We start from the raw sequence: 15,158 nt of genomic DNA on the forward strand, positions 1-15,158 counted from the left end.
TTACTACTTAGATATACTATTCTGGTTTGCAATCCCCTAACATCTCTAATCATATTATCATGTTGAAGCGAATTTTATTCATCGGTTTAACCTCATCTTTGTTTTTTCTGTTTCCTGACGTTTCTAACGCTCAACTTTTACCTCGAACTTCTGAACCTGGAGTGAGAGTAGCACAGCAAATTCCTGAAGAAAAACGAAAACTCATCGAAGAATTTCTCGAACTCACAGGAGGAGAAAAAACGTTTCAGCAAGTCAGTCAAGCGATGTTATCTCAGATGGAACAACAGTTTACAGCCATGTTAGGTTCTGACTTAGTAGGATCACCGCAACTTTCACCCCAAGAACGTCAACAAGTTGCCGCTAATATGAATCGAGAAATGAGCCGCATCGCTCAGAAATATAATCAGTTATTTCTCGAACGAATTGATTATCAAAAGATTGTTGAGGAAGTTTATTATCCCCTCTACGATAAATATTTTACCAATGACGATTTGCGGGTATTAATTGATTTTTATAAGAGTCCAACAGGACGAAGAACCATTGAAATCATGCCGCAATTATTGCAAGAATCCGTTCAACGTACCGCTCAAGTGATTGCGCCAACCGTCACCAGTATCATTCAAGAAATAATCACTGAAGAATTAAAACGGATCAACCGATAACAAAACTGCTCTTATATCTATTGACTTTTTAAAGCGATCGCCGCCAGTTGAAGAACTTTTCTAAGAGGTTTTGTTGCCATTGGTTTTGAGAAAATTTCTGTTTTTTTAACAGTAATCCGGCTTTACTATTAACTTCAGATAAAGTCGGATAAATATGAATTCCCGTTAAAGCAGAAACCTTTAAATTATTAGCCATTGCTAACACAACTTCATGGATTAATTCTCCGGCTGACGGCCCGACTAAATGAGCGCCTAAAATCTCACCATTTCCCCGTGTAATAATCTTAGCAAATCCTGATGTTTTGCCTTCCGCTTGAGCGCGATCAACTCCCGAAAAAGGCTGTTTTAACACATAAATATCCTTACCATAACGTTCAATGGCTTGTTTTTCAGTTAACCCGACTCGTGCTAATTCCGGGTCAGTAAAAGTCGCCCAAGGAATGACTCGATAGTTGGCTTTACTCACTGGAAAAAATAAAGCATTGGTTAACACAACAACTGCTTCATAACCCGCTACATGAGTAAATTGATAGCCACCAATTACATCCCCACAAGCATAAATTCGGGGGTTAGTGGTTTGGAGTTTACTATTCACTTGAATGCCTTGTTTTCCGACTGCAACCCCTGCCGCTTCTAAATTGAGGGATTCTACATTCGGAACTCGTCCAGCCGCGAGTAAGATTTCCGAGGCAATAATGGTGTTTTCTCCGGCTTTAATGTGTTTTTTCCCGGCTTTTAATTCAACCTGTTCGGCGCGAGTTTGAGTTAATATTTTAATCCCTTCTGAAATCAGTTGATCCTGTACAACTTGGGCGGCTTCTGGGTCTTCTTTTTGGAGGAGATGATTTCCACTTTCAATGATTGTAACATTTGAACCCAAGCGAGAAAAAGCCTGTCCTAATTCACACCCAATAGGCCCTCCTCCAATAATCACAAAATTCTCGGGACGTTCTTGCAAAGAAAAGACTTTTTCATTGGTTAAAAACCCTGCTTCTGTTAAACCAGGAATGGCCGGAATTGCAGGTCGAGAACCTGTAGAAATCACAAACGCTCTGGCTTTGAGTTGGCGTCCGTTGACTTCAAAAGTTTGGCGATCGCAAAATTTTCCATCCCCAAAAATAACATCTACTCCTAAGCCTCTAAACCGTTCCGGTGAGTCGTGAGGTTCAATGGTTTTAATAACCGTTTGAACGTGATCAGCAGCTTTAGAAAAATCAATTTTTGGGTGTTCGGTATGAACCCCAAAACGAGCGGCATTTTTGACTTCATAAGCGACTCGGGACGCATGAATTAAAGATTTACTGGGAACACAACCAAACCATAAACAATCCCCCCCTAAGCGATCTCGTTCAACCAGTGCAACTTTTGCCTTTAATTGGGCGGCTGCACTCGCTACAACCAGCCCACCTGAACCCCCACCAATAATCACTAAATCGTATTCAACCGCCATTATTTCCCCCTATTTTAATTAACTTTCTATTATTTCATCCCAACAAGCTGAATTTTCTCTGAGAAATCACTGGGTAGGGGTTAAGATTTTTTCAACTTAAGACTGTTGGGCAGAAGAAATATCGGCTGTTGTTGGTGTTTCGGTGTCAGAACCGGGGAAGAATTTCTGCTTGATCCAAGTTGTCAGGATATGAGATAATAACCCCATCGGCCCTGCAAATAGACACAAAGCCAAAGAATGAATTGTCCAAACTCCTGTTTTTTGCCCTTCTAAATAGATATAACGCCCAACAAATAAATCCATCACTAAAAAGTGAATCCATCCAGTAGCGGCGGCGGTTTCATCTGCAAAAAAACGAGCAATATCTGCTAATTTTGGGTCGGATAATGCCGCAGCGTTTTCTGGGGTAATACTGCTGACAAATAAATAAATATAGACCGCAGCCAGCAGGACAAAGGGAATATAAGACTGCATGACTTTTCGGGTAATTCCCCAGTTGGGCAGAATAATCATTAAGGCCCAGAAAGGCAGGACAAATAGGTTTGCACCTGTAAAAATTTGTTCGATGGGAATCAGCATTTTTTGCAGTGTTTTGAGAGAAGTTGCGTTATTATTTTATCATTTTTTTTCAATTTTTCAACCCGAATGTAGGGGCGGGTTCTGCAAGATTGTTTCGGGTAAAATATAAATCTATATGAACCCGCCCTATAGGATTTTTTATTGATTCTCTGGGGCGGGTTCTGCAAGATTGTTTCGGGTAAAATATAAATCTGTATGAACCCGCCCTATAGTATTTTTTATTGATTCTCTGGGGCGGGTTTATTAAGGTTGTTTGTGGGAAATCTAGATGGGTTCGGAACCCGCCCCTACAGTAGACAATTCTAACAAAATGCTATGGATTTTAAAATTTAACGGGATTCACCATCTAGGCGATATTCTCGAAAGTTTTCTTGAGTATTGCCATTAATTCTTAATACGGCTATTGCTTTATCCTGGGGATTTTTAACGACATAATACCAAGTAAACCCTGTGCGATTATTAATCACCTGTAAAAGTTCAGGTTTTCCGGCAAATGCTGCTTGAATGGCTTGTTCATATTCTTTGGCTACAAATGTTCGATCAAAGCCATTATTTTTATTGTAACCTTCCCAAGAATTGTAACTCCAAATTACCGTTTCATCTTGAGTATCCGGCAAATACAACGTCATCTGATTCACAAAAGATAATTTGACAACACTTTGTATCAGTTCATGCAAAGAAAGCGGTACATTATTGCGGGGTGGGGTTGTAATTTGACTAATTTGTTCCACCCATTTATCTTGTAAATTTTGCATTTGTTCAGCCGCAATTTCTTTAAACACTTGAGTGCGATGAACAGTGATGCGATTATTAACCCAAGAGAGAACACCAATTAAGGCTGAAAAGACTGAAACTAATCCCACCATATACAGGAGATAAGTCGTTTTTGGGGCTTCAGGAACAACATTAGAACTGTCTAACTCTGGGTTCCGTTTTAGAGAACCAATTGCACTAACAATTTCTTGAATTCCTAATACAAAAGTAATCGCCACCCCAAACACACTTAAAGCCACACTCGCCCAAAATATTCCGAATAAAACCGCTTCAACTTTCGCACTGAAAATATCCCATTTCAGAATTTCATCAAAAATCCCCAAAACCACTAATGTCGCACCCAGTAATAAAAGTGCAATAGTGGTTGCAACAGTGAATGATAATAGCTTAATGCGTCGTCTCATCAATTAATTCTCCGGCTAAAACGCCTCTAAAAGAAAGGTTAAGATTTTGGAGACTCATCAAAAAGGAATGCTATCTTACATCCTATAGCATTGTGATTGTAGGTTGAAAAAGCTATGACTGGACACGAACTCTTACTGTTAGGATTGCTTCTGTTACCCGGTATGGCATTGTCAATCCTGATTATCGGATCGTTTGCGGCGGGAGGTTAATCCCGTGTTGCAGGAGGGAGGCGGGTGTCTCCCTTTTAACACTAATTTTGAAGAAGTTTTAACTAAAATTGTAGGTTGGGTAGAACGAGAGTGAAACCCAACAAGCTCAAATTGTAGTTTAATGAAAGTTAAACCCATATATTGCCTTGGTAATGTTGGGTTTCGTGCCTCAACCCAACCTACTAATGTTCGGTTTTGTCGATGTTTATGTGATGTATCAAGAATTAGGAGTCAGAACACAGAATTCAGGAGTCAGAATTAATATCAATAATTAAACATTTTTTCTCCTGATTCCCTCCTTGCCCCATTGGGTTTGAATCCCCAATCTATTTCTCTCCTGACTCTGTGACTCGCTGACTCCTGACTCCTTCTTAAACAGAGAACTAAGTTAAACTACTAACAGTTTTGGAGTGTTTTTGGGATTGAATTTTTGAGCTAATTTCGTCTAATTTCGTGAACAAATCCGATTGGGAAATGGTCTCTTGTTCTCCGGTTTTCAACCATTTTAAATTCACGGTTTGATTGGCGGCTTCTCCATCTCCTAAGACTAAACAAGCCACAGCCCCACTGCGATCAGCCCGTTTAAACTGTTTACCAAAGGCACTCCCACTCAAATCAACTTCTACACTAAAATTAGCATGGCGTAATTTTTGAGCTAATATTGTGGCTTGATTTTCCGCCAATTCTCCACGAGAAACGATGTAGAAATCTAGTTCCAACTGCGGTAAATTATGCAGTTTTTGTAACAGCAAAATTAACCGTTCTAAACCCATCGCCCAACCCACCGCCGGAGTTTCCGGGCCACCGAGTTCTTGAACCAAACGATCATAACGCCCACCTCCACAAACCGTTGCTTGGGCGCCGAGATCATCAGAGATGATTTCAAAAGCAGTATGAGTGTAATAATCTAGCCCTCGAACTAAGCGAGGATTAAGCGTATAACGAATCTCTAACTGAGTTAACAATTGCTGTACTTTGTCAAAGTGAGTGCGAGATTTTTCACTTAAATAATCTAGAATACTCGGTGCATTTTGAGCAATTTCTTGAGTGCGTTTATCTTTGCTATCGAGAATCCTTAAAGGATTACGAGAAAGACGATCTTGAGAATCGGCATCAAGTTCATCTTTGTATGGTGTCAGATAATCGATTAACGCCTGACGATAATGGCTGCGATCTTGCAAATCTCCGACCGAATTTAAGTCAAGGTGGAGATTTTTTAAGCCCAATGCTTGTAAAATATCAGTGGCGATCGCAATCACTTCCACATCTGCACGGGGATCATTACTTCCAAGAACCTCTACTCCCAGTTGATGAAATTGGCGCTGTCGTCCGGCTTGGGGGCGTTCATAGCGAAACATCGGGCCAGTATACCAAAGACGTTGAACACCACCAACATGAAGTTTATTTTCAATAAAGCTGCGAACCACTCCAGCAGTTCCTTCTGGACGCAGTGTAATTGAACGATCGCCGCGATCGTTAAAGGTGTACATTTCCTTACCCACCACATCCGTCGCTTCCCCGATCCCCCGCTCAAACAAAGTTGTTTGTTCAAAGATGGGGGTACGAATTTCGAGATAGTTAGCTTTGTTTAAGAAATTTCTGGCAATAGATTCTAGCCACTGCCAGTACCTCACCTCATCGGGCAGAATATCTCGAGTTCCTCGTGTTGCTTGAATTTGTTCCATGTTTACAGTTATCAGTTATCAGTGAAGACAGTTATCAGTGACCAGTGACCAGTGACCAGTTATCAGTGACGAGTTACCAGTTACCAGTTACCAGTTTCTCCCCTGCTCCCCTCGCTCCCCCCGCTTCCCTATTCCCCATTCCCCATTCCCTCTTGCCTCTTGCAAGATTGCCTCTTGCAAGATTGCCTGTTCCCTGTTCCCTGTTCCCTATTCACTGTAAAACCTCCCATGCACCATAGCGATCGCCATAATACGCTAAAATCTGATCGACCTGTTGACGGATCGCGGTTGTGGCATTTTGAGGAAGTTGTATCCAAATACTTTCCACTTGGCTGCGTTTGTAGTCAAACGGGGGCGGCTGTGAAGCTTCACCGATACTAGAGGCTGGGTTTAAACCCGTTTGAACCCCCTCAACCTGACGCAAATGAGCCGCAACTTCTCGGTAGACAGCTAGTGGTAATCGGGGGCATTGGATTTGATAGCGCAGTTGTTCTGAGTTGCTGGTCTGCATCAACGCTTATCTGAGTTTGAACATTTCACTCAACTGAGGACACCTGCTGTTCAACCGCTTCAGACGGCTGAGGCAGAAGGCAACAGTTGATATTATCCAGACATACTTTACCCCATTGCAGCGCCCAACGAACGAGGGCTACTCGGTTATCTGTCTCGGTCTTGGTGAGAATATTGCTGATGTGGTTGTCCACAGTCCGTTTACTGATTTCTAGCCGCTCTGCAATTTCCTGATTCGTTAACCCACTGGCTACCAGATCAACAACCTGCAATTCCCGCTCTGAAAGGGAAACAGGGCTGTGAGACTTGCTATGCGTCATAACGATTTCCTATCTCTGCATAATTACCTATTTATAATTCTAAGAGGTGAATTATAAATTAAGAACGAACCGTTAAGTAAGAATTAATTTTTGTTATTTCTCAATCCCCGATTTTGTCTATCCTATCCTTGTCTCTAAGCACAATTCTCTATGAATATGATCAATCCTGCTCGTGTTCTTTGCATAGGTGAAATTTTATTTGATTATTTAGCTGACCAACCCGGGCGATCGCTTGAACAGGTTGCATCTTGGACGGCTTATCCCGGTGGCGCTCCGGCTAATGTTGCTTCTGGCTTAGTCAAACTCGGTATTCCTTCGGCTTTGATTAGTGCCGTTGGGATGGATGAACCCGGAAACCGACTTTTGCAGCTTTTGCAGCAAGTGGGCGTTCAAACCTCTGGTATTCAGCAATATTCTACCGCCCCCACTCGTCAGGTTTTTGTGTTGCGTTCAGACGAGGGTGAACGGGAGTTTGCAGGCTTCGGAGAACGTCAAAGCAACGAGTTCGCTGATACTCTCCTACAAGCGAGTCAAATTCCCGAAAAATTGTTTCTAGATGCTGATTTTCTCGTGTTAGGAACGTTAGCACTCGCTTATCCTCAATCCCGTGAAGCGATTATTCATGCTCTAAAAATGGCTGATCGCTATAACCTGAAAATCTTAGTTGATATTAACTGGCGTCCAGTTTTTTGGTCGAATCCTTTAGATGCCAGACGGTTTATTCCCGATTTGCTCAAACAGGTTGATTTTGTTAAACTTTCTGCGGAGGAAGCTGAACTCTTTTTTAATACCACTGACCCGATTTCGATTCACTCTCAACTGGATTCAATTGAAGGCGTGATGATTACCGATGGTCAAAAGGGTTGCTCCTATTCTCTCGGAGAATTTCAGGGAAAAATTCCGGGGTTTGCGGTTAATGTTGTGGATACAACGGGGGCTGGAGATGCTTTTGTTGCAGGTTTTATTCATCAGATATATCAATATGGAATTCGGGGTTTAAATGACCCCGAAACCATTCAAAAAATGATCATCTACGCGAGTGCTGTTGCGGCTTTAACGGTGACTAAACCGGGTGCATTCACCGCTCAACCGACTGAGGCTGAAGTCGAGGCTTTCTTGAAATCTTTCTAATCCTGATTGTCTCTGTAGAGATGTTGTCAGCAATGTCTCTACAAAATAAAAGCCTTTCTAATTTTTTCGATAATTTCTGAGGGAGTTTGGGAAATATCAGCCAAAATGACTCCCTCGGGTTCTTCTAAGTCTTCAAATTGACTTTTCAGTAAGTCCGATTTCATAAAGTGATCTTGACGTTGTTTTAATCGGCTTTCAATCAGTTCAAAGGTTCCTTTCAAATAGACTATCTTTATTTGTTCCGGATCTCGCCACAACATTTTGCGATATTTGTCTTTCAAAGCTGAACAAGTCAAGACTACATTTTGATTTTGTTCTAACCATTGATCAATTGCAGCTTGCATTGTTTCTAACCAAGGCTGACGATCCGCATCAGTTAACGGAATATTATTCCGCATTTTTTGAATATTTTCATCTGAATGAAATTCATCTGCATCTCTAAACTGAAAATTCAAACTTTTGGCTAATTGTTGACCAATAGTGGTTTTTCCTGAACCGGAAACGCCCATTACTAGAATAATCATTGTTCACAATCAACGACTCAATCCCTCTGATTATAAATCAAGGTTGAACCCTTGGTAAACTGATCGTCGCTTTTACAGGTCGATGATCGCTTTTTTGAGGCGTATCGGGACAATAATCGGCTTCTGGATAGAGGATTTTAGAAGATGCTGAACTTGGCTTGATCGGACTAGAGATAAACACAAAATCTAACACTGTATTATAACGACTACTGCAATGAGTCGCGATAATTTGTTGAGGACGAACCCAAGTAAAAACGTCATTTTCTGTTAATAAGTCATAACCAGAATCCCGTTTATTCTCCCCATTTTTTACATCCCAATCAAAATTATAATCTCCTACCGCAATAATGGGAAGTTGCTGTTTTTTCGCCCATCGATTTAGTAAACGGGCTTGTTCATGGCGAACTTTATCATTAGTTCGATACAAATGATTCACCATAAATAAAAATTCCTGTTGGGTTGATTTGACTTGAAAATGTCCCACTAAAGAAGCCCGTACTGATCCACCAATATTGATTTGTTTGAGTTCTTCAATCTTGATGAGATTCAAGTCATTACTATTATAAACGATTGCCAGTTTATCCGCTTTTCCCGTTGTTCCCAGAAGGGATTTAAAGTCGGCTTTATTATTGACTTCGATAGCGGTTTCAAAACGGTTAACCCAAGCCTGATTCTGAACTTCTGAAAATCCCCAAACATCGACCCCTCGAATGGGTTGAATATATTGATTTGCGATATAATCTGGGTCAGCATCTCCAGATTCGACATTAAAGCCAATGACTGAGAGTTGAGTCGGGGACAGACAGCCACTCAGTAGAGTCAAAAGAAAAATCACTAGAGGAATTAATCGATATTGCATGATCAGGGTTAAAAAGATTGGGAAATATGATACTCTAATCGAGTAGGAGCAATCACCGTCTAAAATCTTGGGCTACAGTTAAACTGATGTGTATTGCAGCCTAAAATTCAGAAGCTGAGATCTAGTCTAAATTAGATTAATTCTAAACTATCATCAAATGGGAATTGAAATCGAACGGAAATTTTTAGTCAAAGATGATCGTTGGCGATCGCTCGCCACCGGTATACTGTATTGTCAGGGCTACATCTCTAGTGAAAATGGCCGAACCGTGCGCGTTAGAATTATTGGAAATCAAGGTTATTTAACCATAAAAGGGGCTGGTACAAGTCTAGTTCGATCTGAGTTTGAGTATGTGATTCCGGTTGAAGATGCGGAAGAAATGTTACAGACTTTGTGCGATCGCCCCTTTATTGAAAAGAAACGACATAAGATTTCTTTTGGGAATTTAATTTGGGAAGTTGATGAATTTTTGGGAGATAATCAAGGTTTAATTATAGCAGAAGTTGAACTTTCTGACCCCAATCAAATCATTGAAATTCCCGACTGGATATCAGAAGAAGTCTCTCACGATCCCCGTTATTACAACTCAAATTTAGTCAAAAATCCTTACCGTCAATGGGAGGAAACTAAAAATGAAGTTTGAAATCGAAGCACAACAAGAGTGCTATTGAGTTTATTTCTCGAATTGCCAGTTATAATTAATTAAACTGGTGAGAATATGATCTTCCCATTCTCCATTAATCATAACATAATCTTGACAAAATCCTTCGACACGAAAATCTAAGCGTTTTAACAGCTTTCCACTGCGTTGGTTGTGGGGAATATAAGCCGCAGTAATTCGACGCAAATTTAACGTATTAAACACATAATTAATCGCCACTTTTAACGCTTCACTCATGTAGCCTTTTCCCTGTTGAGAAGCGGCTAAACTATACCCCAAGCTACAAGAATGAGACATTCCCCGAATAAAATTGGCAAAATTAGCCGCTCCGATAATTTCACTCGGGTTTTCTAGATTAAATAAAAACAGTTTACAAGAGCGATCGCCTTTAAATTCCATCAAACGCTGACTGACTTCACAAAACCAATATTGTTCAGTATAAAACTCCGGTGTTTTCAGGGGTTCAAAAGGGGTTAAATGTTGTTGATTTTCTGTATAGTATCGCAGAATTTCAGGAACATCTTCCTTCGTCGCTAAACGAAGAATCAGTCGTGGGGTTTCCAGTTGAGGAGGAGTGAGTTCATCCATCAATTTTTTTTGAATTCAATCATCCGTTTAATTATAAGCTTTTCAAGACGGTGAATGATTGGGGTCAATCTGATCTCATGCTAGAATTTAAAAGGTGACTCATTAAAGTTTATAGATTTTACAGGATAACTTCAAATGGCTGAATTCAATATTTCGGTTTCCTTGGGGAGTGAAAATCCATTTTTCGGAACTCCTGAAAATGATATTATAACTGTTGTAACTCCTGAAGATCGAATTTCTTACACCCTGGATGGAGCATTAGGAAATGATCGGATCGAAGGCGGAAATGGAGATGATCGTTTACTCGGTAATCAAGGAAATGATACATTGCTGGGTTCCCAGGGAAATGATACTCTATTTGGTATGGAGGGAGATGATAATATTAGTCCGGGAGGTGGAAATGATTTAATCTTCGGAAATCAAGGTAATGATACTTTTTTCACAACAGGTACAGATGACACTGTATTTGGAGGACAAGATAACGACAGCATTATAGGCGGAAGTAATAATATTGCCTTTGGAAATTTAGGGAATGATACGATTTCTATTGATGCTGGAAGTACCCTATTCGGCGGACAGGGTAATGATTCTCTAGAGGGTATTGCAGGAAATCAAACATTGTCAGGAGATCTAGGTCAAGATACCTTAAGAGGAGGAGGGGGAAATGATCTGTTTCTCATGGGGAATATTGGTGCTGAGAATGCAGATATTATTACTGAGTTTGAGATAGGTCAAGATAGAATCGCACTCAGTGGACTAACATTTGAACAATTAGCGATTAGTTCAATTTCACGTTCAGAAGTGGATAGCATTTTCGGTTCGGGATCTGCTGGGGCTTTTTCTAATAATATCTTACAGATCTTAAAAATTGAAGCAGGCGGACAACTGGTGGCTGTTGTCGGAGGAGATCAAGTTGACTTTATCAATCAGTTTCAACAGCCTCAAAATTTCACGCTGATTTAATTCTAAATCGGGTTTATACTAAATTCCGGTTTTCCTGTAGAGGCGTTGTCTAGAACGTCTCTAAAAGTCTTAAAATTGCTCTTCATTGCTCAAACGGATTTCCAACAATTAAATGGAATTATAGGAAGATGTTGGTTTAACACGCTTCATCAACTTCAATTCTCCCACATCGCTGGTAAACCCTAACTTTTCATAAAAAGGAATCGTTTCCGGTAAACAGACTAACAGAAAAGCCTCGATAGATTGTAGCTGCGGATGCTCTAAAATAGATTGTATGAGAGTCTGTCCTAATCCCTGCTTTTGATAAGCCTCATCAACCATCACATCCCAAATCACAGCCCGATAGATATAATCCGTTAACACCCGAGCAAACCCAATTAACTTTTGATTATCGGTGTTACTCACTCCAATTATCATATCAGAGTGCTGCAACATCTTTTGAACCTCTTCTAGAGTTCGTCCTTTACCCCACCAAGTTGATTGATAGAGTTGAACTAAATCCTGAACTTGGGACTGATTAAGTTGACTAATGATTTCTATATTCATAGATGAATGTAGTCTCGAGCGGGAAAAGCGTCAATACCGGAAACCATCGATATCATAACCTAGAATGGCACCATGCTCTAGATCTAGGGATGACACGACCCTAACCCATCACACCTACTATATAGACTTGTCAGCGTCGCCCTTGATGTCGTGTAGGTGAGGGGTTTTAATCAGTTTACCTTAAATCCATAATAATTTGAACTTAATTAATTAGTTCTCTGTAACCCATTCTTCCCGATATATAAGTAATAGCTTATCAGTCTGATTGAAAATTAATTGCTCTTTAGGGGTGATCAGGTAGTGACTTTTTCAAAAAAACCTGTAAACTTAAAAATTAAGAAAAGTCGTAATTGACTTCCTCTTAGTTTATTCATCATTTTTCACACCTGCTTTGATTTTTTAGCTTTGAGAAGGCTAGGGTAAAACGTCTAAAACGAACCCGCTTCTTGACCGATAAACTTGTCTTTTTTTCAGCTTCCATCTTCTTGTTCTTTTTTCTTGGAATTAAAGAACGGGAGAAAGCTGAGAATATCATCCATAAATTACACAACCTCATTCGACTTAAAAATACAGGCTGCTAGGAGGTTCTATGTCCGATTTTAGTCGCCCTCATTCTCGGCGAAGATTTTTGCTAACGGCTGGTGCTTCAGCAATGGGTTCGATATTCTTGAAAGGCTGTTTAGGGAATCCTCCTGAACCGAATGCAGGAACTCAAACGACCCCAACAACCCCAGTTCCGGCGGCGAATATTGACCCGGCAATGGCACCAGAAACGACAGCCATTAAGTTAGGTTTTATTCCCATTGTTGAATCTGCGGCGTTAGTCATTGCCAAGGAAAAAGGCTTTTTTGCGAAGTACGGCATGAGTGATGTTGAACTTTCCAAACAAGCAAACTGGGCTTCTGCAAGAGATAACGTCACCATTGGTTCCCAAGGGGGCGGAATTGACGGCGGACAGTGGCAAATGCCCATGCCTCATTTGATTTCAGAAGGCATTATTACAGGCGGCCAAAAAGTCCCGATGTATGTTTTAGCGCAACTAAATACCAATGGAAATGGTGTGGCTATTGCGAAACTTCATACCGGAAAAGGATTTGGTGTTAATACCAGTAATGCGGCAGACTATATCAAAAATTTCGCGTCAACCAATGGCCGCAAATTTAAAGCCGCTCACACTTTTCCTAATGTGAATCAAGACTTTTGGATTCGTTATTGGTTTGCTGCTGGGGGTGTTGATCCTGATCGAGATATTGACTTACTAGCTGTTCCTCCCGCAGAAACCGTTCAAGGGATGCGAAATGGATCAATGGATGCCTTTAGTACGGGCGATCCTTGGCCTTATCGAATTGTTGCTGATGATATTGGTTTTATGGCTTGTATTACCACTGAAATGTGGCCATTTCATCCTGAAGAATATCTGGGAATTCGTGCAGATTGGGTCGATAAAAATCCCAAGGCTACAAAAGCTTTACTCAAAGGTTTGATGGAAGCCCAACAATGGTGCGATCGCATTGAAAATAGACCCGAATTAGTGCAGATAGTTTCTGGACGAAACTACTTTAATGTTCCGGTTGATGTGTTGACTCCGCCCTATGAAGGCAGCTATGAAATGGGCGATCAAAAACCTGCAATTAAAGACTTTAATAAAGGGCCGTTGTATTGGAAAGATCCTGTGGGAAATGTTTCCTATCCCTATAAAAGTCATGATCTTTGGTTCTTAACTGAAACGATGCGTTGGGGTTTCCACAACAATTATTTCAAAGATTTTGACCAAATTAAACAGGTCATTGATCGGGTAAATCGTGAAGATATTTGGCGAGAAGCAGCCCAAGAAGCCGGATTTTCAGCAGATATTCCTCAAGGAACTTCTCGTGGTGTTGAAAAATTCTTTGACGGTGTAGAATTCAACCCCGAAAATCCCCAAGCTTACCTCAATAGCCTGAGAGTGAAGCGGATTTAATTCACTTTTTCTGCAAATTCAACTTGCTATCTCTGAACTTGAGGGGTCAGAGAAGGAAAGAATTGATTGCTTTTTCAATAAAATAATAAGCCCCTCTAATTGTAGCGTAAAACTTGTCAAATTTCAACCCTTAATGTTCAAGGAGTTCACAACATGACAGCTAGTGTTCAAAAGCGGAGTTCTGGAAGTAATCCTACTGATTTTATTCGTTCTTTTTGGGATAAAAATTCTAAAGATATTATTCCTCCCTTAATAGGAACTTTAGCCTTTCTGCTGATTTGGCAACTCATTTCTTGGACAGGAATTACACGTTTACCAGGGCCTCTCAGCGTGTGGACAGACGAACGCACCCGCATTTTGCTGATGTACCCCTTTTATGATCGCGGCGGCTTAGATAAAGGTTTATTTTGGCAAACCTTAGCCAGTTTAATTCGTGTCGCTCAAGGCTATTCTCTGGCGGCAATTGTGGGAATTAGTACCGGAATTTTAGTCGGTACAAATCCAGTTCTTGACAAAGCTTTAGATCCGATTTTTCAATTCTTACGAATGGTTGCGCCTCTGGCGTGGGTTCCCATTGCTTTAGTTGCCCTTCAACAAAACCAACCTGCGGCAATTTTCGTAATCTTTATTACCTGTGTTTGGCCGATTTTAATCAACACCAAAGAAGGCGTTAAACAAATCCCTGACGATTACAATAACGTAGCCCGTGTTTTACAACTCTCTCGGCGAGAATATTATCTCAACATTCTCTTTCCCTCAGCTTTACCCTACATTTTTACAGGGTTGAGAATTGCTATCGGGTTAGCGTGGTTAGCAATTATTGCTGCTGAAATTGTCATGTCCGGTATTGTCGGAATTGGCTTCTTTATCTGGGATGCTTACCAACAAAACTATATCAGTGACATTCTGTTAGCGGTTGTTTATATCGGGGGTGTAGGTTTATTCCTGGATCGCAGTGTTGCTTGGTTACAAACTGTGATCATTCCTGGACAAAAATAATCCCAAAATGTAGGGGCGGGTTCCGAATTCACCTTTGTTTCTCAGAAATAATATTGATAAACCCGCCCAATACCCAAAAATTCCCAAAACAGAAATTCTGTAGGGGCGGGTTCTGAGTTAATATCTGTTTCTCAGAAATAATATTGATAAACCCGCCCAAACATCGAAAAGAAATTTTTTCAGGGATGGGGCGGGTTTATTCAGGTGATTTGTTGGAAACATAAATCTTGGCGGAACCCGCCCCTACAAGATCAATGAAAAAACAGGTGAGGGCGTATGCCATACGCCCCTACTGAAAACGATTCATCAAACTAACAGTTCCAATAAAAAACG

At 40.7% G+C, this 15,158-nt stretch carries 16 protein-coding genes; 6 read left to right on the forward strand and 10 right to left on the reverse strand.

Going from position 1 to position 15,158, the window contains the following annotated elements; all coding sequences use genetic code 11:
• Positions 1-59: 59 nt before the first annotated feature.
• Positions 60-662, forward strand: a complete 603-nt coding sequence (locus VB836_RS03980) for a DUF2059 domain-containing protein (RefSeq protein WP_046276889.1) — start codon at positions 60-62, stop codon at positions 660-662.
• 28 nt (positions 663-690) lie between these two features.
• On the opposite strand, the gene VB836_RS03985 is transcribed toward VB836_RS03980, so the two are convergent.
• The 6 genes from VB836_RS03985 to pedR form a co-directional block, all read right to left on the reverse strand.
• Positions 691-2,112 carry a dihydrolipoyl dehydrogenase family protein gene (locus VB836_RS03985; RefSeq protein WP_323218115.1) on the reverse strand — a complete coding sequence of 474 codons (1,422 nt, stop codon included), beginning with the start codon at positions 2,110-2,112 and terminating at the stop codon, positions 691-693.
• A gap of 96 nt (positions 2,113-2,208) precedes the next feature.
• Positions 2,209-2,691 (reverse strand): ABA4-like family protein, encoded by a 483-nt coding sequence (locus tag VB836_RS03990; RefSeq protein WP_046276891.1) that lies wholly within the window; start codon positions 2,689-2,691, stop codon positions 2,209-2,211.
• A gap of 329 nt (positions 2,692-3,020) precedes the next feature.
• Positions 3,021-3,869, reverse strand: coding sequence for a hypothetical protein (locus VB836_RS03995; RefSeq protein WP_323218116.1), 849 nt, complete (start codon positions 3,867-3,869; stop codon positions 3,021-3,023).
• A 593-nt stretch (positions 3,870-4,462) separates the two neighbouring features.
• Entirely contained in the window at positions 4,463-5,764 is a 1,302-nt protein-coding gene (gene hisS / locus VB836_RS04000; protein ID WP_046277346.1) for a histidine--tRNA ligase, read from the reverse strand.
• 211 nt (positions 5,765-5,975) lie between these two features.
• Positions 5,976-6,275 carry a hypothetical protein gene (locus VB836_RS04005; protein WP_046277345.1) on the reverse strand — a complete coding sequence of 100 codons (300 nt, stop codon included), beginning with the start codon at positions 6,273-6,275 and terminating at the stop codon, positions 5,976-5,978.
• Between the two features lie 25 nt (positions 6,276-6,300).
• Positions 6,301-6,594, reverse strand: coding sequence for a photosynthetic electron transport-dependent transcriptional regulator PedR (pedR, locus tag VB836_RS04010; RefSeq protein ID WP_046277344.1), 294 nt, complete (start codon positions 6,592-6,594; stop codon positions 6,301-6,303).
• A 159-nt stretch (positions 6,595-6,753) separates the two neighbouring features.
• On the opposite strand from pedR, the gene VB836_RS04015 reads away from it, so the two are divergent.
• Positions 6,754-7,725: a carbohydrate kinase family protein gene (locus VB836_RS04015; protein ID WP_407659563.1), complete on the forward strand. Its 972-nt coding sequence runs from the start codon at positions 6,754-6,756 to the stop codon at positions 7,723-7,725.
• Between the two features lie 38 nt (positions 7,726-7,763).
• On the opposite strand, the gene VB836_RS04020 is transcribed toward VB836_RS04015, so the two are convergent.
• Positions 7,764-8,249, reverse strand: coding sequence for a gluconokinase (locus VB836_RS04020; RefSeq protein WP_046277343.1), 486 nt, complete (start codon positions 8,247-8,249; stop codon positions 7,764-7,766).
• 37 nt (positions 8,250-8,286) lie between these two features.
• Entirely contained in the window at positions 8,287-9,108 is an 822-nt protein-coding gene (locus tag VB836_RS04025; RefSeq protein ID WP_323218117.1) for an endonuclease/exonuclease/phosphatase family protein, read from the reverse strand.
• Positions 9,109-9,265: 157 nt separating this feature from the next.
• On the opposite strand from VB836_RS04025, the gene VB836_RS04030 reads away from it, so the two are divergent.
• The gene (locus tag VB836_RS04030; protein WP_046277341.1) at positions 9,266-9,751 is read left to right on the forward strand and encodes a CYTH domain-containing protein; all 486 of its coding nucleotides are present in this window, start codon (positions 9,266-9,268) and stop codon (positions 9,749-9,751) included.
• A gap of 30 nt (positions 9,752-9,781) precedes the next feature.
• On the opposite strand, the gene VB836_RS04035 is transcribed toward VB836_RS04030, so the two are convergent.
• The gene (locus VB836_RS04035; RefSeq protein ID WP_323218118.1) at positions 9,782-10,357 is read right to left on the reverse strand and encodes a GNAT family N-acetyltransferase; all 576 of its coding nucleotides are present in this window, start codon (positions 10,355-10,357) and stop codon (positions 9,782-9,784) included.
• A gap of 135 nt (positions 10,358-10,492) precedes the next feature.
• Between VB836_RS04035 and VB836_RS04040 the strand changes: the two genes are divergently transcribed.
• Positions 10,493-11,320, forward strand: coding sequence for a calcium-binding protein (locus VB836_RS04040; protein ID WP_323218119.1), 828 nt, complete (start codon positions 10,493-10,495; stop codon positions 11,318-11,320).
• Between the two features lie 108 nt (positions 11,321-11,428).
• On the opposite strand, the gene VB836_RS04045 is transcribed toward VB836_RS04040, so the two are convergent.
• Positions 11,429-11,866 (reverse strand): GNAT family N-acetyltransferase, encoded by a 438-nt coding sequence (locus tag VB836_RS04045; RefSeq protein WP_046277339.1) that lies wholly within the window; start codon positions 11,864-11,866, stop codon positions 11,429-11,431.
• A gap of 589 nt (positions 11,867-12,455) precedes the next feature.
• Here VB836_RS04045 and VB836_RS04050 point away from each other — a divergent pair.
• Complete coding sequence (locus tag VB836_RS04050) at positions 12,456-13,826, forward strand: CmpA/NrtA family ABC transporter substrate-binding protein (protein ID WP_323218120.1); 1,371 nt, start codon at positions 12,456-12,458, stop codon at positions 13,824-13,826.
• Between the two features lie 153 nt (positions 13,827-13,979).
• Complete coding sequence (gene ntrB, locus VB836_RS04055) at positions 13,980-14,825, forward strand: nitrate ABC transporter permease (protein WP_323218121.1); 846 nt, start codon at positions 13,980-13,982, stop codon at positions 14,823-14,825.
• The last annotated feature ends 333 nt before the right edge of the window (positions 14,826-15,158 follow it).

This window comes from Limnoraphis robusta BA-68 BA1, assembly GCF_034932365.1.
Lineage (GTDB): Bacteria > Cyanobacteriota > Cyanobacteriia > Cyanobacteriales > Microcoleaceae > Capilliphycus > Capilliphycus robustus.

Excerpts from the sequence above, each read along its gene's own strand:
- VB836_RS04020 (WP_046277343.1), bottom strand. The coding sequence starts at position 8,249 with ATGATTATTCTAGTAATGGGCGTTTCCGGTTCAGGAAAAACCACTATT.
- VB836_RS03995 (WP_323218116.1), bottom strand. The coding sequence starts at position 3,869 with ATGAGACGACGCATTAAGCTATTATCATTCACTGTTGCAACCACTATT.
- VB836_RS04050 (WP_323218120.1), top strand. The coding sequence starts at position 12,456 with ATGTCCGATTTTAGTCGCCCTCATTCTCGGCGAAGATTTTTGCTAACG.
- VB836_RS03985 (WP_323218115.1), bottom strand. The coding sequence starts at position 2,112 with ATGGCGGTTGAATACGATTTAGTGATTATTGGTGGGGGTTCAGGTGGG.
- VB836_RS04005 (WP_046277345.1), bottom strand. The coding sequence starts at position 6,275 with ATGCAGACCAGCAACTCAGAACAACTGCGCTATCAAATCCAATGCCCC.
- pedR (WP_046277344.1), bottom strand. The coding sequence starts at position 6,594 with ATGACGCATAGCAAGTCTCACAGCCCTGTTTCCCTTTCAGAGCGGGAA.
- VB836_RS04030 (WP_046277341.1), top strand. The coding sequence starts at position 9,266 with ATGGGAATTGAAATCGAACGGAAATTTTTAGTCAAAGATGATCGTTGG.
- VB836_RS03980 (WP_046276889.1), top strand. The coding sequence starts at position 60 with ATGTTGAAGCGAATTTTATTCATCGGTTTAACCTCATCTTTGTTTTTT.
- VB836_RS04040 (WP_323218119.1), top strand. The coding sequence starts at position 10,493 with ATGGCTGAATTCAATATTTCGGTTTCCTTGGGGAGTGAAAATCCATTT.
- ntrB (WP_323218121.1), top strand. The coding sequence starts at position 13,980 with ATGACAGCTAGTGTTCAAAAGCGGAGTTCTGGAAGTAATCCTACTGAT.
- VB836_RS04045 (WP_046277339.1), bottom strand. The coding sequence starts at position 11,866 with ATGAATATAGAAATCATTAGTCAACTTAATCAGTCCCAAGTTCAGGAT.
- VB836_RS03990 (WP_046276891.1), bottom strand. The coding sequence starts at position 2,691 with ATGCTGATTCCCATCGAACAAATTTTTACAGGTGCAAACCTATTTGTC.
- hisS (WP_046277346.1), bottom strand. The coding sequence starts at position 5,764 with ATGGAACAAATTCAAGCAACACGAGGAACTCGAGATATTCTGCCCGAT.
- VB836_RS04025 (WP_323218117.1), bottom strand. The coding sequence starts at position 9,108 with ATGCAATATCGATTAATTCCTCTAGTGATTTTTCTTTTGACTCTACTG.
- VB836_RS04035 (WP_323218118.1), bottom strand. The coding sequence starts at position 10,357 with ATGGATGAACTCACTCCTCCTCAACTGGAAACCCCACGACTGATTCTT.